Genomic DNA, 21,292 nt, shown 5'->3' with positions numbered 1-21,292 from the left:
GTCCCCGTCGGTCAGGGATGCAGATTCCACTGGCCGCAATCCTGGGCCATCACGTCGTTGACGTCGACGCGGATGCCGCCGACCACCGGTCCCGGATTCGAGGCGGTGTCGATGATGCGCTGGTAGAGCACCGCGGCAGGGTAGATCTGTCCGTTGGACCAGGACCGGGTCTGCCAGGCCCAGACGTGGCCGGGCGTGCCCGACTTGCCGATGACACCGTCGGCGGCAGCCCACTGGCACGCCTTGATACCGCCGTAGATCCCGGTGCGCTGCACGCCGATCACCGAGTTGATTCCGCGAAACCACGGCAGCACGGTGTTGATCCATGTCTGGCGGTCGATGTCGTCGTCGACGCTGAAGAAGATCGGTGCACTGCGGCCGCCACCCGCGGCGGTGTGGAGCTGCCAGCCGGTGCGGGCGTCTGCGACACCACCGGGGTATCCGCGGGTGAAGTCCGACGGCGCCGTTCCGCCCGGCTTGCCGTACTGGTAGTTGCTGACGATCACCAAACCGGCGGCGGCCAGGGACTTGGCGTAGGGCAAGGTGATCGGCTTGGCACCGAAGTTCGAGCCGGGCCGTGAGGTCGACACGTAGTTGATGACGCCGGAGTGGCCGGCGGCCCGGATGTCTCGCGCCGGAATCTGGCGCATCGCATAGTCGATCAGCGTGGGCCGGGCAGCTGCGGCCACCGGTGCGTGCTCAACCGCCGATGCCGCGCCAAGCCCGGCCAGTGCCGACACCGTGGCGGCGTAGCGCAGTGCGTCACGCCGGGATATCTGCACCGCGCGAAGTTACCAAAGTGGCACGCGTGAACAGCGAGACCACGCCGAGCGAAGTCAGATCGTCTTCGATTCGTTGCGTTCGGTGGGGCGCAGGTGTGACGAGTACCGGGGCTACCCGGCCGGTGTCACATCCAGACCCGAGCCCTTGATCGACGCCTTGGCCCGATTCTCGGCCCGGACCGCCCTCTTGCCGCGCACGAACCCCGTCGCCGAGATCGACGCTGCAAGCAGCGCGCTCTCACCTTTGACGAATGGATGGAAACCGACGCCGCCACCTCCGCGGCCTTTGACCGGGATGTCGGCGACTTCGGTGACCTTCCAACTCTTTTCAGCCAGCGACAGAATGGCCTCGCCGTTGGCGCACGAAACGGCCAGTGCGGCGATGACCTCGTCGTCGTCTCCAGCCAACCTCACCCCGGCCACGCCGTTGCCGGCCACGCCCTGCGGATTCACCGCCGCCGGGTCGATGCGCAGAATTTTGCCACGCCGAGTCACCAACGCCAGGTGGAAGCCCTCTGGCAGCACACCGGCGCACACGAGGCCGGTGATGTCCGGCGCGACGGGGATGTCGCGAATCTTGTACGGCAGACCGCCACCGGCGGTGAACTTCACCCGGCCGTCGGTCCACGCCGCCCATCCCAGCCCGGAGGTGAGCAGTTCGCCGTGACGGTCGGAGAACACGCCGCGGTCGTCGAGCCGCCAGGACGCGTTGACTTTGCGCTCCCGCGGCCCGTCGTCTGTGCCCCCTGACGTCACCGGGACGGCTTCGAAGTCGAGCACGGTGCGGCGATCGAACTCGGGGCCTTTGAACAGTTTTGCCGTCTCCACCAATTCCTTGTCGATCACCACCCGCCGCGCATCCGGATTCGACACCAGCTCGGTGAGTTCGGCGAATTCCCGGTCGAGCCGTTCGGCCTCGGCCGCCAGCTCGATGACGTCGAGCTTGGTCAGGCGGCGCAGCTGCAGCGCCAGCACGTAGTCGGCTTGAACGGCGTCGATCTTGAACCGGTCCTGCAACCCCTGTCGAGCTTCGTCGACGGTGTCGGAGCCGCGGATCACCGCTACGGCGGCGTCGATGTCGAGGTGGATGGTCATCAGGCCGGCCACCAGATGGCGCCGCGCGCTGACCTTCTCCAGCCGGTACTCGCTTCGGTGCAACACCACCGAATCACGCAGCGACAGAAACGCTTTGATCAATTCGCGCACCGACCACCACCGCGGCACCCGGTTCTCGTCGAGCGCGACGAGGCTGGCGGCGAAGGTCGACTCCAGCGGGGTCAGCGCCAGCAGCTGATCGCGTATCTGCTCGGCGCTGTGGCCGCGTTTGGCGGTGACGACGATCCGCAGCCCGTTCCGGCGGTCGGTCAGATCGGACATGTCCGCCACGCCGGGCAGTTCGCCGGACTCCACCAGGGCCCGAATCCGTTCCTGCACCGTGTTACTCGCGACGCCCGGCGGCAACTCGGTGATGACGACGTTCTTCCCATCCACCGACAGGGTGCCGCGCACGGTGAACTGGCCCCGGCCCGTGGTGATGTACTCGCGCAGACCGGCGGTGCCGACTACGGAGGCGCCACACCCCCAGTCCGGGCCCGGGATCAACTTGACGAGCCGGTCGTCGGTCATGTTCGGCGTTTTCAGCAGCGCCCGGCAGGCGGCCATGATCTCGCGCGGGTTGTGGGCGGGCACCTTGGTGGCCCACCCCTCGGCGATGCCGACGGCACCGTTGCACAACAACACCGGCCACTGGGCAGGCAGCACTGTCGGCTCGATCCATTCGCCGTCGAAGGTCGAAACCATGGGCACCGCGTGACTGTCGAGTTCGGCGGTCAGCGCGGCGCCGGGTGCGGACAACCGCATCTCGGTGTAACGGTCGGCCGCGGGAATGTCGCCCTGAATGCGGGGGAAAGCACCTTGTCCGTCAATGACTTTCACCCGCTGGAACTCGGCGGCCATCAGCGCCGCCGCACCGTACATCGACGTACCGCCGTGCGGGTGCAGGTTGCCGGTGACGGCCGAACAGACCTTGGACGACTTCTGCGGCTTGTTACCGGGCGTCAGCTTCGAGTCATGCATCTGGTAGAGCAAACGGCGCTGACCGGGCTTGAGCCCGTCGTAGGCCGAGGGGATCGCGCGGTCGCTGACGCTGTAGAGCGCGAAGGTGAGCTGGTAGCGGTTCCAGTAGTCGTCGGCGCTCTGGTCGAGGACCAGGTCCGGATTCTGCTCTGGAACGTCCAGGGTGGCGGTCACGTGGCTCTCCTAGTCGAGATCGAGGGAGTTGGTGTCGACGCGGGAGGCGATCTCGGCCATCCACGTGCGTCGGCCCTCTGGTGGTCCGCCGAACAAGGTATGGTGCAGCTTCTTCTCTCCGTCATCGGGCAGTACGCGAATCACGGTGCGCCGCTGCGGATCGAGCACGGTGTTCCAGAAGTCATCGGCGTCCATCTCGCCGAGACCCTTGTTGCGTTGCACCTCGACCCTGCCCTTCGAGCCGGCCTTCATCTTGGCCACCGCCGCGTCGCGCTCGGACTCGTCCTGACAGTAGATCCGCTCGCTGGCGGTCTTGACGACGAACAGCGGCGGCAGCGTCACGTAGACCATCCCGGCCTCGACGAGCGGACGGTAGAAGTCGAGGAACATCGAGATCAGGCTAGAGTTGATGTTGCCGCCGTCGGGATCGGCGTCGGAGGCGAACAGGATCCGGTCGTATCGGCACAGCTCCGGGTCGCAGTTGTCCCGCACACCGCAGCCCAGGATGCGCTCGATGGAGTCGAACTCGTCTTTGGACCGCGCCTTGCTCAGCGCGAACCCATACACGTTGGGCGGCTTGCCTTTCAGCGGGAAGGCCGCCTGGAAGGTGGCGTCGCGCGCGGCCTTGATGGTGCCCAGCGCCGAATCGCCCTCGCACAGGAACAACTCGGCGCCCGATCCGCGGCCGGTCTCCCGGCTGGGGAGCAGCTTCGGCGGCAGAGACAGGTTCGTGCCCAGCCCCTTGGCCTTCGAAGCCGCGCGCGACCGTGCCTTCGCCCCTTCCGCGCTGCGTCGTGCCCGCGCGGATTCCAGCGCCAGTTTGGTCCACAGGGTCACCGCATCGCCGTTGGCCGGGTTGGCCGCCCATACGGTGACGCTGCGCGCGACATCCGGGGCCATGGCCACGTTCAGCGACCGCGATGACACCGCGGTCTTGGCCTGCGAGTCCCAGGCGACATCGGGCGCACGGGTGTCCACGGCGAGAGCGGTGACAGCGGCGAAATCCTGTGGCTCCGGGCCTTCTTCACCCTTGGCCAGGCCCAGATCGCGCATCCGCGACGCGCGGTCGGCCAGCGCTTCGGACAGCCCCTTCGTCGCGGCCGTCAGATGCGACCCACCGCCCGGGGTTCGCACTGTGTTGCAGAACGCGGCCACCGTCGCCGGTTCGGCCGGACCCGCGGTCAGTGACCAGCGGAACGGCGTCGGGCCGCGGCCGGTGGTGTACTCGCCGCGACCCTCGACGGCGGCGCGGACGTCGGGCGCGGGACTGCCCGCGGCGGTGCACATGAGGTCCAGCAGCGTGTCGGTGCCCCACGGGCCGCTGAACGGTTCGAGCAAGTCCGGCGGCACCGCCTCGCCGGGCCAGCCGTCGTCGACCACGACCAGGTGGACACCGGGGCTCATTCGGGCCGCGGCGTGCGCGCGTAGCAGCACTTCGCCGATGTCGACGCTGGTGTCCGGCACGACCGCCGGGTCGAATAGGATGCGCACGGTGGTGCCCTGCATGGCGGGCTTGCGATTGCCGGTGCCGCGCAGCTTCTGCGTGTCGGCGCGGGTGAAGGGGGCGTCCGGGTCGAACTCCTTGCCCTCGAACGTTCCCGGGTAGCCGCGGCTGAAGCTCTGCACGTAGGTCTTGCCGGCCCGGTGCACGGTCACGTCGGTGCGCGCGGAGATGAATACCGCTGCGGCCGCGCCGATTCCGTTGAGACCGGCGCCGGTGCTCGTCGCATCGATATGGGCGTCGAACTTCCCGCCGGCCCGCGCGGTGCCGAGCGTCTTGACGATGCCGTTCTTTCCTGTCGCCGGATCGGTGTCGACGGGCAGGCCGCGGCCGTCGTCGGCGACGCTTACTGAGCCGTCGGCGTGCAGGGTGATCGTCACGGTCGATCCACCGTTGCCCGAGTCGGCGACTTCTTCGATGGCGTTGTCGATCAACTCACGCAACGCGGTGTTGAGCACGTCGAGCCCCAGGTTCACGGCCGGCCGCAGGCGCGTGTGCTGGACATCATCGAGTTCGGTGATGTCGGCGGCGGTGTAACTCACTGCGGGTCCTTTGTGTCGATGCCGAATTGGGGGCCGAAGGAATCGTAGACGCGGGGATCGACATCTCCGCGGACCTGAGGGCCTGCGGTGATCACGGTGTCGACACAGCGAGATGAAGACTGCCTCGAATGAATCGACGCGCCTGCCGCAGCGTGTCGGACCTCTACGGAAGACTTCGGCGCATGGGGAGACGCAACCGCGAGAAGCGGGCAGCCAAACACAGGAACCGGCGCCGGGCGGCGTCCAAACAAGAGCGCGTTGGGTCATTCGATCCTGGGCCGGACCGCGCCCTCCTCCTCGAACATCTTGTCGTGGCATTGAGCACAGCCGCTTCGGGCTCTGCCGACGACTTGCCGCGTCGTGCCACCGAACTGCTGCGCGAGTTTCGAGACTTCGCGCACGAGCTCGACGTTGCAGCTGACCTCGCCATGAACGAGGCCATCAGCGCGGCATGGAAGCACGGTTGGCAACCGTCCGATCTGCATGAAATCGCTTGCCGCAAATTGCGGCCAGCCGAGGTCCGTTACCTCGACGAGGCGATCGTCAGTGAGTGTCGGCGGTACGCGGCCGCGACTTTGCACCCGGACTGGCGCGCCGATATCGCCAGGCTCTCGGCCACAGTCGGATCGAGTGCCCAGCCACCTCAGATGTCGCGGTGGGCCGCGTCGAACGCCGTCGACCAGCGCGACGGTCTGGCCGTGGTCCTCAAACTCCTGAACCTTCTCGGCAGACTCCCGGCGCTGGAAGTGATCTTGCCGCTGCCCGGTGCGTACCGGCACACGGCAACGGCGGCGGCTGTTGCTGACGAAAAGGCGCTTGGCAAGGTGCGCGCTCTGCTGGCAAAAGCCGAAGCCACCGAGTACCCGGACGAGGCGGAAGCTCTTTCGACTAAGGCCCAAGATCTGATGAGCAGGTATTCGCTGAACGAGGCGGTTGCCCGTCACGATCGGGGCCGTAAGCCAGCTGCGGCTGCGCGGCGTATCTGGATCGAGAACCCGTACGCCGCGGCCAAGGTGACGCTGGTGCAAGTGGTGAGTCAGTCCAACCATTGCCGTGCAGTGTGGGCGGAGCGACTCGGGTTCGTGACCGTCATCGGCTGCGAAACGGATCTCGATTTGGTCGAGTTGCTCACCACCTCGCTGCTTGTGCAAGCCAACCGGGCCATGCTGAGCGCGGGCCGCAGCGGAAGTGCGGCAGCGCGTTCCAGGACATTTCGCCAGTCTTTTCTCGTCGCGTACGCACAGCGCATCGGTGAGCGGCTCGACAGCGCGAGCGCATCGGTCACCGCGGAAGTCAAGCGGGACGTTCGACTGCTTCCTGTGCTGGCGGCCAACAGCCGAGCGGCCGAAGAGCTCGCGCATCAACTGTTTCCGTCGGCGGTGCCGCGCGCGGTGTCAGCGTCCAACGGTGCCGGCTGGGGCGCCGGACGTGCAGCGGCCAACATGGCAATGCTCGACACCCACGATTCGATAGCGGGGTAGCCCCCTCGGGATACCACTTCGCCGGCCAGGTCCAGTCGCGACGCTTGACAACGTACAACCGATCAGTTGTATATTTTGACGGGTGACTGACCGAGACGAGGACAGAGCGGACGCGTTCTTCCACGCACTGGCCGACCGGACTCGGCGAGACATTCTTCGCCGGGTGCTGGCCGGCGAACATTCGGTCACGGCGCTCGCGGCGCAGTACGACATGAGCTTCGCCGCAGTGCAGAAGCACGTCGCCGTGTTGGAGAAAGCAGGCCTGATCTCCAAGCGTCGCCAGGGGCGAGAGCAGCTGGCGAGTGGCGATGTGGAGGCGGTGCGGTCAGTCGCCTCGATGCTCACCGAGCTCGAGGATGTCTGGCGCGGTCGCATCGCTCGCATTGACGAACTACTCAGCGAGGAATAACCATGCCTGTCACCACCATCAGCAAGAACATCGACGAGCGCACCCTGACGATCACCGCAGAGTTCGCGGCGCCCGTCGAACGGGTCTGGCAGATCTACGCCGACCCGCGGCAACTCGAGAAGGTCTGGGGCCCACCGGGTTACCCGGCCACCGTGGTCGAGCATGCGCTCGCCCCCGGCGGCACTGTCACGTACTTCATGACCGGACCCGACGGCGAGAAGTACGGCGGCTACTGGAAGGTCACCGCCGTCGATGAGCCGCGCAGCTTCAGTTTCGAAGACGGTTTCGCCGATGAGGATCTCAAACCGGCAGGCGATATGCCGGTCGCGCACAGTGTCTACACCTTCGAGGCGATCGGCGACGGTGTCACCAGGGCCACCTACGTCAGCACATACGAGTCGGCAGAAGGCCTGCAAGAAGTTCTCGAGATGGGCGTCGAAGAGGGCACGGCGCAGGCGATCAACCAGATCGACGAACTGCTCGCGAGCTGACACCGGCCCGCGGGCGATTCTTTGACACGTGTCAGAAATTTGGTACCGTGGCCGGTGACAGACCTCACAGAACGGCAGGCATCATGGCTTCATCACCCTCGATATCACCCACGGTGGCGATCATCGGCGCAGGCATCAGCGGCTTGACCACGGGCAAGAACCTCGCTGACGCCGGGATCGAGTACGACTGCTTCGAGTCGTCCGACCGGATCGGCGGCAACTGGGCGTTCCGCAATCCGAACGGCCACTCCAGCGCCTACCGGTCGCTGCACATCGACACCTCGCGTGAATGCCTGTCGTTCCGCGACTTCCCGATGCGCGACGACCTCCCTGACTTCCCGCACCACTCCCAGATCAAGGACTACCTGGACGACTACGCCGAAACATTCGGCCTGTTGGACCGCATCCAGTTCCAGAACGAGGTCAAGCACGCGCGGCGCCTGCCCCACGGGGGCTGGGAACTCGACACCGCGGACGGACAGACGCGACGCTACGACGCGCTCGTCGTCGCGAACGGGCATCACTGGGATCCGCGCACGCCTGACTTCCCCGGCGAATTCACCGGCGAGAGCATCCACGCTCACTCCTACATCGACCCGACCGAACCGCTCGATCTGCGCGGCAAACGCATCGTCGTCGTCGGCATCGGCAACTCGGCCGCCGACCTCGTCTCCGAGCTCTCCCAGAAGTCCTGGCGCAACACCGTCTATCTGTCGACGCGCTCGGGCGCTTGGGTTGTTCCGAAGTACATCTTCGGTAAGACCGCCGACAAGGTCGCGCGCACACTGCCGGTGATCCCGCTGGCGTGGCAGCGGCGCGCGATGCAGCCGTTCGCCAAGCTGATGTTCGGCGATCCGCAGAACTACGGCCTACCGAAACCCAACCACCGATTCCTCGAGGCGCACCCCACCCAGTCCGCCGAACTGCTCATGCGCCTGGGGGCCGGCGACGCGACAGCGAAGCCGAATATCGAACGGTTGGACGGACGTTCGGTGGTATTCGTCGACGGCTCGACCGTGGAAGCCGACGTCATCATCTACGCGACGGGATACAACATCACGTTCCCGTTCTTCGACCGCAGCTTCCTCGAGGCCCCCGACAACCGACTGCCGCTGTATAAGCGCATCCTCAAACCGGGTATCGACGACCTGCTTTTCATGGGTTTCGCCCAGGCGGTGCCCACGTTGTTCCCCTTCGTGGAGTGCCAGGCCCGGTTGGTCGCCGCGTACCTCGCAGGCACCTACCGGCCGCCGTCCGAAGCGGAGATGTGGCGCGTCATCGCCGCCGACGAACGCAAGTACGTCGGACACTTCGCCGACAAACCGCGGCACACCCAACAGGTGGACTACTGGGATTACGAACGCAACATGCGCAAGCGTGAGCTCCCTGCCGGACGGCGCCGCGTCGAAAGACTCGGACCCGTCCAGCTGGCGGGCCGGGCCCGAGAGGCGGCCGGTGTCGCCTGAGTCGACGCAGACCTCACGGCGTAACGCACGTCGGCCGCAGCCGCGCGGCGACGAGAGCAGGCTCCGCCTCCTCGAGGCCTTCGAGGCACAGCTGCAGACTCATTCGCTGGCCGAGATCAGCGTCGCAGAGGTGGCGCGGGCAGCGGGTCTGAAGCGGCCGGCGTTCTACTTCTACTTCGCCGGCAAACACGAAGTCGTCACCGAACTGCTCACCGGCATCTTTCAGGACGACGTATTCACCATCGGCGGCTTTCTGGCCGGCGGCGGTGACCCGCGCGCCTCCGTGGCGGACGCGATGACGCGGACGTTCGAGTCCTGGCACGCCCACCGAACCCTGTTCCGGGCGATGCTCGATGCCCGCGACTCCGACCCTGAGGCCAAGGCCATCTGGGACCAGTGGCTGGCGCGGTACGAGGAGTTCGTCGGCGACTTCATCGCCACGCAGCCCACCATCGCCATCCCCGACGCGAAAGCTCTTGCCCACGCGCTGATTTCGATGAACGAACGAGTCCTCGACCGCCACATCCGCTCGGATGACGGACCGGAGGCCGCCCGCCCCCTTCTCGCGGCGGTCATACATGTCTGGCACACAGCGCTTTTCGGGCAGGCCTCTCGATGACGTCCACACCGATCCAGATCCCCCTCGACGGCGGCATCATCGCGCGACGGTTTCGATACGCCGGTCCGGGGTAGACCCTCGGCGTGAGCGAACCCAGCTCCGCCGACGCAGTAGCCAAGCGGGATCGCGGCGCCGTGATCGGATCCGGCGCGCTCTGGCTGGCGAAGTGGTCGTTGGTCATCGTGGCGATCGCTGCCGGCGCTGTGGTACTCGGGTGGGTGGTAGCGAAACTGTGGGTGATCTTTCTGCCGGCCCTGCTCGCCGTTGTGCTCTGCACCGTGCTGTGGCCGCCGGCGCGCCTGTTGATGGATCGAGTCGGACTACCGCCGGCCGCCGCGGCGCTGACGACGCTTCTGCTGTTCCTGACCATGGCGTCCGGTCTCATCGCGCTGATCATCCCGCCACTGCTGGGGCAGATGCCTGCGCTGATCGATCAGGCGACGGAAGGCATCAACCGGCTGCAGGACTGGATCGCGGGCCCCCCGCTCGAGCTGCGGCAGGAGCAGCTGGAGCGGTTCGCCGACTCACTGGTCAACACCATGCGGGAGAGGTCTTCGGCGATCGCGACCGGTGTCGTCAGTGGGGTAAGCACGGTCGGGAGCGTCGTGATAACACTGGTGCTGACGGTCGTGCTGTCGTTCTTCGTCCTCAAGGACGGCCGCAAGTTCCTGCCCTGGATCGTCGGAATGACCGGGCGGCGCGCCGGGCGGCACCTGGAAACGGTGCTCAGCCGAATGTGGGACAACCTCGGCGGATTCATCCGGGCACAGACGGGAGTGGCTCTCATCGACGCGGTCTTCATCGGCGCCGGTCTGGTGGTGCTCGGTGTCCCGCTTGCGCCCGCGCTGGCGGTGTTGACGTTCATCGGTGCGTTCGTACCGTTCATCGGCGCCTTCGTCGCCGGTGCGCTCGCGGTGCTGATTGCGTTGGTGGCCAACGGCTTTGTCAATGCGCTGCTCGTGCTCGCCGTCATCATCGCCGTGCAGCAGATCGAGGGAAACGTGCTGCAGCCGTTGTTGCAGAGCCGCGTGATGAAGTTGCACGCCGCGGTGGTGCTGCTTGCGGTGACCGCCGGTGGCGCGCTGTTCGGAATCGTCGGCGCGTTCCTCGCCGTGCCGACCGTGGCGATGTTCACGGTCCTCGTTCGTTACGTCAACGAGCAGATTGATCTGCGTACCGCGGATGACGACGACGGGGCCGAGCCGGCTCCCTGACGGTGCAGGCCACGATCCTCCGGCGCGACGTCATCATTCGGAAATATTTCTATGGTTAGCGACCGCTTAATCTGTCAATACCCCACCGCATCGAATATGCATCGTCTCCGACGAGACGTGCAACGCCGAACAGGTCGGAAGCGACGAGGTGAGTCATAGACGGACTGGTGGAGCCCGCCCGCACAGCGCTGCGCTCCGTACACAGCTGCCCCCCTGCGGTCTGCACCGCGGGCGGTAGGAGCTGATATGCCTGCGACAACGGCCGTCCACTTCTTCCTCGCGCTCGCCGTCATCCTCGCAGCGTGCCGCATCGCCGGTCTGCTGGCCCAACGTGTCGGGCAACCGCCGGTCGTCGGCGAGATGATCGCCGGGGTCGTCCTCGGACCTTCCCTGTTCGGCCGAATCGCTCCCGGTGTGCAGGGCGATCTGTTTCCCGCCGGCACGTCCAACGTCGTGCTGTACACCGCCGCACAGATCGGCCTCGTGCTCTACATGTTCGTCGTCGGTTTGAACTTCGACGTCGACCACGTCAAACAGCGCGCCCGGACCGCCGTCGCGGTCTCCACGGCCGGGACGCTGGCTCCCCTGGTGTTGGGCGCAATCGTCGCGGTGCCACTGCTGTCCATGGGCGGCTTCTTCGGTGACGACGTCCACCCCGGCATGGCGATGATGTTCATGGGTGCGGCCATCGCGATCACCGCGTTTCCCATGCTCGCCAGGATCATCTTCGAAAAGCGGCTCTCCGGAACGTCTCTCGGGACGCTTGCGCTCGCGTGCGGTGCAACCGCCGATGCGGTCTCCTGGTGCATTCTCGCCGTTGTCATCGCCGTCCACCGCGGGAGCCCGATGACGGCCGTCGCCGCGATAGCTGGCGGACTGCTCTACACCGTGCTGGTACTGACTCTCGGGCGACGGGGGGCCCGGATACTCGGTGCCAAGTCCGACGAACAGCAGACCATTCCCGGGTGGGTGCTGAGCACGGTTCTCATCGTCCTGATGAGCGGCGCATGGCTGACCGACACCATCGGTATCCATGCGATCTTCGGCGCATTCATTCTCGGTGTCGCCATGCCGTCGGGTTTCTTCGCCCGACGCCTCACCGAATCCATCGAGCCGCTCACCACCAGGCTCCTGTTGCCGCTGTTCTTCGTCTATTCGGGGCTCAACACCGAGATCGGTTTGGTGAACACCCCAGGACTGTGGGCGCTGACGCTCGGAGTGCTCATCGTGGCGATCGCGGGCAAGGGTGTGGCGTGCGCCGTCGCGGCCCGACTGAGCAAGGTGCCGCTGCGCGAATCGGTGGCGCTGGGATCACTGATGAACGCACGCGGGTTGATCGAGCTCATCCTGCTCAACATCGGTCTGGAGGCCGGCATCATCACGCCGACACTGTTCACGATTCTCGTGCTGGTCGCGATCGTCACGACGCTGATGGCGGCCCCGATCTTCGAGTACGTGTATGGACGGCACCGCAAGACGCCGGACGTGACGCCCGAACCTGTGCCGAGCGGACGGTGAACGACATGGAAATCCGATTGCAGGTCTCGCAACTGGACACCGAGGCACGTGCCGCCCTTGCCCGCAAGATCCGTAACCAGTTGTCGGGCAACGTATCCGCCAACGCCGACCACGACGTCGCCATCATCGGCGGCGGAGCCGCGGCCCTGACCCTGGCGTTGGAGCTGCATTCAGCGCGCCCCCTTACCCGCATTCTGGTCATCGAGCCGACGACACGGCCGGTCGCCGAGATCACCCACACAGTGGGCGAGTCGACGGTCGAGGTGTCCGCGCACTACCTTCGGGAACGACTCGGCCTGGCCGACCACTTGAGCACCGTGCAGATCCGCAAGATGGGTTTGCGGATGTTCTTCTCCCACGACGGAAACGGCGACATCAGCCGGCGCGTCGAACTCGGCAGCTCCTCGTTCGTGCCCCAGGTGACGTACCAGATCGACCGCGGCCGGCTCGAGAACGAACTCGCCCGCCGATGCAAAGCCGCCGGCATCGCCATGGCCCACGGCCGCGTCCGGACAGTGGATTTCGGCGACGACGCGCACACCGTGGCGTACCAGGGCGGTGACGGAACCACCCGCACGACGGCACGCTGGGTGGTCGACGCGTCGGGCCGCAACCGGACGCTGTCGCGTCAACTGGGCCTGAAGCGGGCCACCGAACACCATTGCAACGCGGCGTGGTTCCGCGTCAAGACCGAACTCGATGTCGGACAGTGGAGCGACGACCGCGACTGGCGGGCGCGGCTGGTCGAAGGAGACCGCGCACTGTCGACGAATCACCTGATGGGCGAGGGTTATTGGGTCTGGCTCATCAGGCTGGCCTCCGGTGCCACGAGCGTCGGCATCGTCGCCGACCCCGACTTCCACGCGTTCGACGAGTTCAACACGCTGGACAAGGCCAAGGCGTGGATCCGCCGCCACGAACCACAGTGCGCCGACGAGATCGCCCGGCACGAAGACCTGATCATGGACTTCCGCGTCATGAAGCACTACAGCCACGCCGCCACCAAGGTGTTCGACGGCGCCGCGCGCTGGTGCCTCACCGGTGATGCGGGCATCTTCCTGGACCCGTTGTACTCCTCGGGGCTGGACCTGGTGGCGATCGGCAACGGCCTCATCACCGACATGGTCACCCGCGAACTCGACGGGGAGGACGTCGCCGCCAGGGCCGGCATCAGCGACTCCCTGTTCCGGTCGCTCGCCGATATGTGGCTTGCCGTGTACGAGAGGCAATATGCGCTCATGGGCACGCCGACGGTGATGTCGGCCAAGATCATCTGGGATGTCGCGTTCTACTGGGGGTTCATCGGATTGCTCTACCGCAACGGCCGGTTCGTCAGCGTCGCCGACGATCCCGCGGTCGTGCCGCATCTGGAAGGGTTGATCGCGCTGAGCAACCGGGTGCAGCGGTTCTTCCGCGAATGGGCCGCGGTGGAAGGTCCTGAGTCGCCGGTGCGGTTCGTCGATCTGTACTCACCGCTGAACTTCATGGTGACGCTGCACGAAGCGATGATGAAACCCGCGCCCGACTTCACCGACCGGTTCGAGGCCAACGCCCGGTTGCTGCGGCAACTGGCGGGTCAACTGATCGAGACCGTGCTCGCCGACAAGTCCATGCTGTTCAACGACGACGCCGCCGTTGCCCAGGTGCAGGCGTGGCAGCGCGACCCCGTGTTACGGGAGCTGCGTTCCGTGTATCGCCACGCGCAGCAGGACAATCCGGTCAGCGCCGGCTGGATCCACACCGCTACCCGTGAGCTACAAACATGACGACGCTCGACGACCGTGGCCGGCCCGCACCGTTGGCGGTCGTCGGGATCGGATGCCGCCTACCGGGCGGAGTCGCCTCCGCCGATGACTACTGGCGCCTGCTGACCGATGGCATCGACGCTACCGGCGAGGTCCCCGAATCACGCTGGAACGCCGACCGATTCCACGATCCCAACCCGAAGAAGGTCGGCAAGATGGTCACCCGGCGCGGTGGCTTCCTGGCCGACATCGACCAGTTCGATCCGCAGTTCTTCGGGATCTCACCCCGCGAGGCGCACTCGATCGACCCGCAACAGCGCCTGATGCTGCAGACCACATGGGAGGCGCTGGAAGACGGGGGAATACGGCCGGATCACTTGGCCGGTACCGAGGTCGGGGTGTTCATCGGCGGATTCACCCTGGACTACCAACTGCTGCAGAACCAGGGTCGTGGCAGCCGTTACCAGTTCAAGGCGCATTCCGCCGCCGGGATGATGATGACGATGCTGGCGAACCGCATCTCGTTCGCCTTCGACTTCCGCGGGCCGAGCATGACGATCGACACGGCGTGTTCGAGTTCGCTCGTCGCGGTGCACCTTGCCGCGCAGAGCATCTGGAACGGCGAGAGCGAACTCGCGCTGGCCGGCGGCGTCAACATCATGATCGGACCAAACACCGCGATCGCCGAGTCGCAGAGCGGATTCCTCAGCCCCGACGGGCGCTGCAAGGCTTTCGACGAGACCGCCGACGGCTATGCGCGCGGCGAGGGCGGCGCGGTCGTCGTGATCAAACCCCTCGAGCAGGCATTGCGCGACGGCGACGAGATCTACGCCCAGATTCTCGGGACTGCGGTGTCCCAGGACGGCCGCACCGACGGCATCACCGTGCCCCGCGCCGAAGCACAGTCCGCGGCAATCACGTCGGCGCTGCGCCGCGCCGGCGTCCGGCCGAGCGACGTCGGATATGTGGAAGCACACGGCACCGGAACACCCGTCGGCGATCCGGTCGAGATGCGCGCGCTGGCCGCCGCACTGACCTGCGACCGGAGCGAACCCCTGCCGATCGGATCGGTTAAGACCAACATCGGTCACCTCGAAGCGGGCGCCGGCGTCGCCGGACTGATCAAAACCGCGTTGGTGCTCAAACACGGACACATCCCGGCGCACCTTCATCTTGAAAACCCCAGCAGCCGAGTGTGTCTCACGGAGCTCAAGCTCGACGTGCCTCGCGCGGGCCGCCCCTTCCCCGGCCGCGGACGGCGGATCGCCGGGGTCAACTCGTTCGGATTCGGCGGCACCAACGCCCACGCGGTGCTGGCCGAACCGCCTGTTGCGGCGGACACCCCCGCCTCGACGCCCGCCGAGCGACTCCCACTCACGCTGCTGCCGATCTCGGCGCGCAGCGAAGAGGCCCTGGTGGCGGCGGCGCGCCAATTGGCCGACCAACTGCAGGCCGAACGGGACATCACGCTGCCCGACCTGAGATTCACGCTGTCGCAACGACGCTCGCATCTGAGCCATCGTCACACCCTGGTCACCGACAGTGTCTCCGATGTTTGTGATCAACTGCGGGCCCTCGCCGACGGAGGCCTGGTCGCGTCGTCGCGTACCTCGTCGGCGCGCACCTCGTCGGCGGCGCCGAAACTGGCGTTCGTCTGCACCGGGATGGGTCCGCAGTGGTGGAAGATGTGCCGCGGACTTCTCGACGTCCTGCCCGTGTTCACGGACAGCATCGCGGAAAGCGATCGCGAACTGGCCCGCTACACCGACTGGTCGCTGGTCGAGGAACTTCGGCGCGACGAAGCGGAATCCCGGATGAGCGAAACAGAGATCGCCCAACCCGCCAACTTCGCCATCCAGATCGCGCTGGCCGCGCAACTGCGACAGTTCGGCATCCGACCCGATGCCGTGATCGGCCACAGCGCAGGGGAAGTGGCCGCCCACCACCTCGCGGGTCTGCTGGGTTTCGAGCAGGCGATCGAGGTCATCTACCACCGCAGCAGGCTCCAACAGCGGACGAGCGGACAGGGCCGCATGCTGGCCGTCGGCCTCGACGCCGACTCGCTGATGGGCGCACTCGACGACAGGTTGCGCGAGCAGTTCGGGCGGCGGGTTTCGGTGGCTGCGATCAACAGCCCCTCCGCGGTGACCATCGCCGGAGACGGCGAGATCCTCGACGACATCACCCGCCGGTTGGACGACGCCGAGGTCTTCAACCGGTACCTGACCGGCACGGTGCCCTACCACACCCACTACATGGACGCCATCAAGAACGATCTCCACGAGGCCCTTGCGGAGCTGACGTCACAGCCGGCGAAGCTCCCGCTCTACTCGACGGTCACCGGCGACTGGTTGGACCGATACCGGTCGGGTGCGGCCTACTGGTGGCAGAACACCCGCGCCACAGTCCTTTTCGAACCGGCCGTGCGCCGCATGCTGGACGACGGCTACACGCACTTCGTCGAACTGGGACCGCATCCGGTGCTCGCGGCGTCGATATTCGAGATTGCCGGCGCGCAGAAGACCCTCGTTCAGGCCACCCAGCGGCGCTACGACGACGACGTGCGCACGTTCATGGCCGGCCTCGGCGCACTGCACGACCACGGCCACGACATCGACTGGGAGGCGCTGTACCCGCGCGGGGGAGCGCGGCTGCTGAAGCTGCCCCGTTACCCGTGGCAGTCCCGCCGCTACTGGAACGAGAGCCAGGAGGCCACCGAAGCCCTGCACTATCACCCGGTGCACCCGCTGCTGGGCCAGCCGGTCAGTGCCGTGCACCCGACCTGGGAGATCGAACTGAGCACCGCCCTCGTTCCGTTCCTCGCCGACCACCGGGTGCAAGGCAGCGTCGTCGTACCGGGTGCGGTCTACATCGAGATGGCGATGGCCGCGGCCAACGAAGCCTACGGAGCGGACCTCGCCGTCGACGACCTCGTGCTGCACCGCGCCCTCATCCTCGACGACACCTGTGATCCCATCCTGCGGACCACCCTCAACCAGGACGCCGGCACCCTGGAGTTCGCCGCGTTCACCGCCACCGCCGATGGTGAACTCAAGTGGACGATCACCGCCACGGCAGAACTCTGCACACTTCCGAGAACGGCCCGGCCCCTACCGGTGCCGGCCGAAGCGCCGCCCGTCAGCGCGCTCAGCGGCGAGCAGTTCTACGCGCTCACCGAGGCCATCGGCTTCGAGTACGGCGAAGCCTTCCGGTCCGTCACCGGACTCACCGGGGGTGAGACCCAGGTGGTTGCCGAGCTGGACATCCCCGCACCGATCGCCGACGAGCTCGACAACTACCGGTTCCACCCGGCGCTGATCGACGGCGCCTTCCAAACGCTGTTCGGCGCACCGCTTTCCAACGACAGCACCGAAAGCCCGTACCTGCCTGTCCGAATCCGGCGCAGCGCCGTGTACGGCACTCCCAAAGGCGACATGACCGTGCGATTGACCGTCAGGTCGGCGAGCGTCGAGGAGATCGAAAGCGACATCACGATCTGCGACCACCGCGGGGAGACGCTCGCGGTATTCGAGGGCTTCACCGTGCGCTCTCTGAGCGCCTCGACACGCATGTCCCCGGAGCGAATCGACAAGGGGCTGTACGAACTTCAGTGGGTCCCCTCAGCCGACCCGAGCGGTGCGGACAGCGCGGCGCCAACCGGGGCCGCGTCGTGGCTGGTGTTCGTCGACGACACCGGGTTCGGGGCCGCGCTCGCCGATCGACTGCGCCAGCGCGGCCATCGTGTGCGCACCGTCGCACACCGCTCGGTCCAGACCGCGACCACGGTCGACGGCGGATACGCGATCAACGAACGGCGCCCCGAACAGGTGGCCCAGTTGTTCGATCGGCACCTCGCCGAAGACAACGAACTCGCGGGCGTCATCGACTGCTGGTCAATGGATCTCGATGCCGACGCGCAGTCGTCCGACCCGAACGGCACCGACCACCTCGGCGTCCTCACCCTGCTGCGTATCGCCAAGGCACTGGCCACACACGACACCGTCAGCCCGCGCCTGTACGTCGTCACCGCGAACGCGCAGCCGGCGCTCGGCACCGAACCGCTGGCCGTCGACCAGTCCACGGTGTGGGGGCTCGGCAGGGTCATCGGTCATCAGGAGTTCGTCGAGCGCTGGGGCGGACTGATCGACATCGACGACACCGATGACATCGGCGACACCGCCGCGCGGGTGTGTCGGCACATCCTCGATTCCACGTCCGAGGATCAGGTGGCGATCCGAGGCGGGGTGACGCTGGTTCCGCGGCTGCGACACAGCACGAACCTCACCCCACCGTTTCCCACCAAGCTTTCTCCCACCGCGACCTACGTCGTCACCGGCGGCACCGGCGCACTCGGCCGCACCGTCGCCACCTATCTGGCCGAGCACGGCGCACGACACATCGCGTTGCTGAGCAGAAGCGGGCTGCCGCCGCGCGACCGGTGGTCGGACATGGCGACCGACGACCCGCAGTTCACGGCCATCGAAACGGTCCGGGCCGTCGAACGGCTCGGAGCGCAAGTCAGTGCCGCGAGGGTCGACATCACCGACACCGATGCGGTGATGGCCTGGCTGGCCCACCACGACCGCCACGACAACCGACCGGTTCGCGGAGTCATCCACGCCGCCGGCGCGGTTCACGACCAACTACTCGTCAACGTCAGCGAAGACGATTTCGTCAAAGTGTTGCGCCCCAAGGTCGCCGGCACTCGGGCGCTGCACACCGCGTTCGCCGACCAGGAGCTCGACTTCTTCGTGATGTTCGGCTCCGCCGGATCGGTCATCGCCTCACCCGGACAGGGCAACTATGCCGCGGGCAACGCGTTCCTCGACGCGTTCGCACATCACCGGCAGGCGCAGGGTCTGCCGGCGCTCACGGTGGGCTGGGGACCGTGGTCGGTCGGAATGGTGGAAGACCTCAACCTCGAAAACGTCTACGCGATGCGAGGAATCGAGTTGATCACCCCGGCGACGGGAACACTGATCCTCGACCGCCTGATCAACCAGGCCACTGCGAACGTCATCGCCATCAGCGCCGACTGGAACCGCGCCCGTCAGCTTCTCGGTGGACACCTGCCGAAGATGTTCGCCGATCTCGACGCCGCCACCGTCTCACCGACGGAGGGCGGGTCGGACGGGTCGATACTCGACCTGCTGTCGAAGACTCCTGAATCCGACCGCCTCGACGTGATCACAGCTCAGGTCGAGACTCTCGTGGCTGCGGTCTTCGACTGTGCTACAACTGATTTCGGCAACGACGACATGCTCGACGACATCGGCCTTGACTCGATGATGGCGATGGACTTCAGGATCAGGATCAACACCGCGTTCTCGATCGACCTTCCGGTGCTGGAGATCCTGAAGGGTGTCAGCGTCGACTCGCTGGCCGTCCGTGTGCTCGACGAACTGCACACGATCCACGGTGCCGCCGCGGAGCCCGCGCCCCCGACCGGACCGGTCATGGACGACGAGGTGGACCGGCTGATCGAGGAGATGTCGGAAGCCGATCTGCGAGAGCTCCTGGCAGAACTCGAAGGTGACGCGCCGTGACAGAGGCGGATGCGACGGCGGTGCACGTGCGGGGACTCTCGAAGGCCTACGGACCGATCCAGGCCGTGCGGGACCTCGACCTCGATGTCGCCTCCGGCGAGGTCTTCGCAATTCTCGGCCCCAACGGCGCAGGCAAGTCCACGACGATAGAAATCCTGGAGGGCAATCGAACTCGCGACGCCGGAGACGTACGAGTGTTGGGGGAGGACCCCGGGACGGCGGGACGGCACTGGCGGGCCAGGATCGGCATCGTGCTGCAGGAGGTCAGCGACGCCGGGATGCTCACGGTGCACGAGACCGTGCAGATGTTCACAAACTGCTACGGCACCGCGCGAGAACCCGCTGAAGTGCTCGAGCTCGTCGGCCTCGACACCGTCGCGCGATCTCGGGTGCGTACGCTGTCCGGCGGTCAACGCCGCCGCCTCGATGTCGCGCTCGGCATCATCGGTAAGCCCGAACTCTTGTTCTTGGACGAGCCCACAACCGGTTTCGACCCTGAAGCGCGGCGGCAGTTCTGGCAGCTCGTCAAGGTGCTGGCCGCCGACGGCACCACCATCCTGCTGACCACCCACTACCTCGAAGAGGCCGCCGTGCTGGCCGACCGCGTCGCGGTGATCGCAGGCGGCAGGGTGGTGGCCGTCGACTCGCCGGCACGCTTGACCGAGCACGTCAGTTCGGCCGCCACGGTGCGATGGCTCGAAGACGGCGAGATTCGCGTGCAAACAACGGAGTTCCCGACCGAGCTCGTCCGGCGGCACAGCAGGGACGGCGTCGAACTGGAGCAGCTGACGATCAGCCGGCCCACGCTCGAAGACGCCTATCTCCACCTGATCGGTCAGTCATGACGGACATCGACCACATCACCGCTGTGTCGCCGCCGCGCCACCGCGCCGCCGCGGAACGGGCAGTGCCGTCGCCGCTGCAAATCGGTTGGTCCCGGATCGTTCCCGAGCTGAAGATGTTCTACCGCAGGCCCGAACAGGTGGTGCTGACGTTCTCCATGCCCGCGGTGATCTGCCTGCTGCTGGGTGCGATCTTCTCTGAGGAGCTGCCCGGCAGCCAGATCAGCACCGGTGCGGGGATCGCGGCGAGCATGCTGGCCTACGGCGTCCTGTCGGCGTCGTTCGTCAACCTCGGCATCAGCATCGCCGCCGACCGCGACGCGGGAGCGCTCCGCCGCCTGCGGGGCACACCGACAACCGCGTCGTCGTACTTCGTCGGCAAGATCGCCTTGGTCGCGGTGGTCAGCTTCGCCGAGGCCGTCCTACTGTTGGCGGTGGGTGTGTTCGTGTTCGGACTGCGCCTGCCGACCGACGTCTTCGGATGGTTCACCCTCGCGTGGGTGGCGGTCCTGGGCATCGTGAGCTGTTCACTGCTAGGCATCTGCATCAGCAACCTCGCGAGCAACGCGGTGTCGGCCGCCGTCCTCACCAACGGCCCGTCGGTGGCACTGCAATTCGTCTCGGGCACCTACGTGCCGCTGATGATCCTGCCGACGTGGATGCTGGCGATCGGCTCCCTGTTTCCCGTCAAGTGGATGGCCCAGGGATTCCGATCGGTACTGCTGCCCGCCGAGATGGTCGCGCTGGAACCAGCAGGCAGCTGGGAACACTGGCGCATCTTCCTCGTCTTGGCGGCGTGGAGCATCGCCGGACTGATCGGGTGCCTCGCGATGTTCCGGTGGTCGGACCGGCGCTGACCCGCCGACCCGGCTAACGCCGGTGATGC

14 protein-coding genes are annotated in these 21,292 nt (G+C 66.6%); 11 read left to right on the top strand and 3 right to left on the bottom strand.

The window, feature by feature from the left end; all coding sequences use genetic code 11:
- Positions 1–11 precede the first annotated feature (11 nt).
- The 3 genes from AU193_RS05365 to AU193_RS05355 form a co-directional block, all read right to left on the bottom strand.
- Positions 12–782, bottom strand: coding sequence for a DUF1906 domain-containing protein (locus AU193_RS05365; RefSeq protein WP_064421312.1), 771 nt, complete (start codon positions 780–782; stop codon positions 12–14).
- Positions 783–893: 111 nt separating this feature from the next.
- The gene (locus tag AU193_RS05360) at positions 894–3,032 is read right to left on the bottom strand and encodes a DNA gyrase subunit A (RefSeq protein WP_064421311.1); all 2,139 of its coding nucleotides are present in this window, start codon (positions 3,030–3,032) and stop codon (positions 894–896) included.
- 9 nt (positions 3,033–3,041) lie between these two features.
- Complete coding sequence (locus tag AU193_RS05355) at positions 3,042–5,075, bottom strand: toprim domain-containing protein (RefSeq protein WP_064421310.1); 2,034 nt, start codon at positions 5,073–5,075, stop codon at positions 3,042–3,044.
- 311 nt (positions 5,076–5,386) lie between these two features.
- Between AU193_RS05355 and AU193_RS05350 the strand changes: the two genes are divergently transcribed.
- The 11 genes from AU193_RS05350 (at position 5,387) to AU193_RS05300 (ending at position 21,263) form a co-directional block, all read left to right on the top strand.
- A complete protein-coding gene (locus AU193_RS05350; RefSeq protein ID WP_371259145.1) occupies positions 5,387–6,556 on the top strand; it encodes a DUF2786 domain-containing protein in 1,170 nt (389 codons plus the stop codon).
- An 82-nt stretch (positions 6,557–6,638) separates the two neighbouring features.
- Positions 6,639–6,965: a helix-turn-helix transcriptional regulator gene (locus AU193_RS05345; protein ID WP_064421309.1), complete on the top strand. Its 327-nt coding sequence runs from the start codon at positions 6,639–6,641 to the stop codon at positions 6,963–6,965.
- Between the two features lie 2 nt (positions 6,966–6,967).
- The gene (locus AU193_RS05340) at positions 6,968–7,456 is read left to right on the top strand and encodes an SRPBCC domain-containing protein (RefSeq protein WP_064421308.1); all 489 of its coding nucleotides are present in this window, start codon (positions 6,968–6,970) and stop codon (positions 7,454–7,456) included.
- An 83-nt stretch (positions 7,457–7,539) separates the two neighbouring features.
- On the top strand, positions 7,540–8,922 hold the full coding sequence (locus AU193_RS05335) for an NAD(P)/FAD-dependent oxidoreductase (RefSeq protein ID WP_064421307.1): 1,383 nt from the start codon (positions 7,540–7,542) through the stop codon (positions 8,920–8,922).
- Entirely contained in the window at positions 8,912–9,541 is a 630-nt protein-coding gene (locus AU193_RS05330; protein ID WP_064421362.1) for a TetR/AcrR family transcriptional regulator, read from the top strand. Before AU193_RS05335 ends, AU193_RS05330 begins: the two co-directional genes overlap by 11 nt.
- 83 nt (positions 9,542–9,624) lie before the next feature.
- Positions 9,625–10,755 carry an AI-2E family transporter gene (locus tag AU193_RS05325; protein WP_064421306.1) on the top strand — a complete coding sequence of 377 codons (1,131 nt, stop codon included), beginning with the start codon at positions 9,625–9,627 and terminating at the stop codon, positions 10,753–10,755.
- A 246-nt stretch (positions 10,756–11,001) separates the two neighbouring features.
- Positions 11,002–12,273: a cation:proton antiporter gene (locus AU193_RS05320; RefSeq protein ID WP_064421305.1), complete on the top strand. Its 1,272-nt coding sequence runs from the start codon at positions 11,002–11,004 to the stop codon at positions 12,271–12,273.
- A gap of 5 nt (positions 12,274–12,278) precedes the next feature.
- Positions 12,279–14,039 (top strand): NAD(P)/FAD-dependent oxidoreductase, encoded by a 1,761-nt coding sequence (locus tag AU193_RS05315; protein WP_156425128.1) that lies wholly within the window; start codon positions 12,279–12,281, stop codon positions 14,037–14,039.
- Complete coding sequence (locus AU193_RS05310) at positions 14,036–19,564, top strand: type I polyketide synthase (RefSeq protein ID WP_064421304.1); 5,529 nt, start codon at positions 14,036–14,038, stop codon at positions 19,562–19,564. Before AU193_RS05315 ends, AU193_RS05310 begins: the two co-directional genes overlap by 4 nt.
- Positions 19,561–20,409: an ABC transporter ATP-binding protein gene (locus tag AU193_RS05305; protein WP_156425127.1), complete on the top strand. Its 849-nt coding sequence runs from the start codon at positions 19,561–19,563 to the stop codon at positions 20,407–20,409. The genes AU193_RS05310 and AU193_RS05305 overlap by 4 nt, the downstream gene beginning before the upstream one ends.
- A complete protein-coding gene (locus tag AU193_RS05300) occupies positions 20,406–21,263 on the top strand; it encodes an ABC transporter permease (protein ID WP_064421303.1) in 858 nt (285 codons plus the stop codon). Before AU193_RS05305 ends, AU193_RS05300 begins: the two co-directional genes overlap by 4 nt.
- Positions 21,264–21,292 lie beyond the last annotated feature (29 nt).

The organism is Mycobacterium sp. GA-1285 (assembly GCF_001499905.1).
Lineage (GTDB): Bacteria > Actinomycetota > Actinomycetes > Mycobacteriales > Mycobacteriaceae > Mycobacterium.
This window is presented reverse-complemented; position numbering and strand designations above follow the sequence as displayed.

Bases quoted from the DNA above. Each gene is read 5' to 3' on its own strand.
- AU193_RS05335 (WP_064421307.1), top strand. From the start codon at position 7,540: ATGGCTTCATCACCCTCGATATCACCCACGGTGGCGATCATCGGCGCA.
- AU193_RS05300 (WP_064421303.1), top strand. From the start codon at position 20,406: ATGACGGACATCGACCACATCACCGCTGTGTCGCCGCCGCGCCACCGC.
- AU193_RS05315 (WP_156425128.1), top strand. From the start codon at position 12,279: ATGGAAATCCGATTGCAGGTCTCGCAACTGGACACCGAGGCACGTGCC.
- AU193_RS05320 (WP_064421305.1), top strand. From the start codon at position 11,002: ATGCCTGCGACAACGGCCGTCCACTTCTTCCTCGCGCTCGCCGTCATC.
- AU193_RS05310 (WP_064421304.1), top strand. From the start codon at position 14,036: ATGACGACGCTCGACGACCGTGGCCGGCCCGCACCGTTGGCGGTCGTC.
- AU193_RS05340 (WP_064421308.1), top strand. From the start codon at position 6,968: ATGCCTGTCACCACCATCAGCAAGAACATCGACGAGCGCACCCTGACG.